This is a genomic window from Chryseobacterium oleae (assembly GCF_900115055.1).
In the GTDB taxonomy this organism is placed as follows: domain Bacteria; phylum Bacteroidota; class Bacteroidia; order Flavobacteriales; family Weeksellaceae; genus Chryseobacterium; species Chryseobacterium oleae.
This window is the reverse complement of the sequence record NZ_FOVD01000015.1, coordinates 1-1209: the sequence shown is the minus strand read 5'-3', so window position 1 is coordinate 1209 and position 1209 is coordinate 1. Positions and strand designations below refer to the sequence as shown.

Sequence of the window (1209 nt, the reverse complement as noted above, 5' to 3'; positions counted from 1 at the left end):
CCATGCAACTGTTTTGAATTGGCTCAGAAAATATGGTAACTTTGATTGGGATTATCAAAGACCACATACCATGCAAAAAACACCTGAACAACGTATTATGGAATTAGAAGCTGAAGTAAAGCTTCTTGAAAAACAAAAAGCCTTTTTAGAAAAGCAGGCCTATATCGCCGATAAAAAAGCGATATTTTTTGATATGATGATTGATCTTGCCGAGAAAGAATACCATATTGATATCCGAAAAAACTCACCACCCGAACAATCGACGACTTCCGCAGTAAAGAAAAAGAAACATTGATTTTTACTTGTGGATTGCTCGGGTGTAGTAGACAAGTCTATTATAGAAGTATCAAGCGTAGAGAAGCGTGTAGAAACCAGGCATCTGAAGTTTTAGAACTGGTAAAAGACATTCGTGTCAAAATGCCTAAATTGGGAGGCAGGAAACTATATTTCCTATTAAAAGAGCCATTAAAATCTATCAAAATAGGAAGAGATAAGTTCTTTGATATTTTGAGAGCCAATCATTTATTGATTCTTCCCAAAAGGGCTTATCATGTCACTACTAATTCGCATCATCGTTTTAGAAAACATAAAAATCTGATTCTGGATTATAAAATCACAAAACCTAATCAGGTTTGGGTTGCAGACATTACCTATATCGGATGCAGAGAAAATCCAAGCTATCTGAGCTTAATAAGTGATGCCTATTCAAAGAAAATTATGGGACATTATGTGGCTGAGAATCTCAATATTCAGGGCAGCCTGTTAGCATTGAGAAGAGCATTAAAAAAACATAAAGGTGTAATACAATCATTAATTCATCATTCTGATCGTGGTTTACAATATTGTTCAAATGATTATCAGCAGGTACTGGAAAAACATAAATTAAAATGCAGCATGACCCAAAATTCTGATCCTTATGAAAATGCTGTAGCTGAGAGGGTAAATGGAATTTTAAAGTATGAATTTGATATTGATAAACATAATATCAGCTCTGTTTTAAGAACAAAAATTGTAGACGAATCCATCAAAATTTACAATGAAATGAGACCACATTTTTCAAACCACTATTTAACTCCAAATCAAATGCATAATCAATCAGAAATCAGGATGAAAACCTATAAAAACAAAAACCAAAGCAAAAAGAAATTTGCTCTGGTTTAATTATTTATTTTTGTCCTTTAATATGTATCGCTATTTCAGGACTAGTCA

1 protein-coding gene and 1 pseudogene are annotated in these 1209 nt (G+C 33.0%); both read left to right on the top strand.

Features of this window, described 5'->3' with window-relative positions:
- Positions 1–295: pseudogene (locus BM143_RS24120) on the top strand (hypothetical protein); the annotation flags it as partial.
- On the top strand, positions 292–1161 hold the full coding sequence (locus BM143_RS23655) for an IS3 family transposase (protein ID WP_167375343.1): 870 nt from the start codon (positions 292–294) through the stop codon (positions 1159–1161). The pseudogene BM143_RS24120 and the gene BM143_RS23655, both read left to right, overlap by 4 nt.
- The last annotated feature ends 48 nt before the right edge of the window (positions 1162–1209 follow it).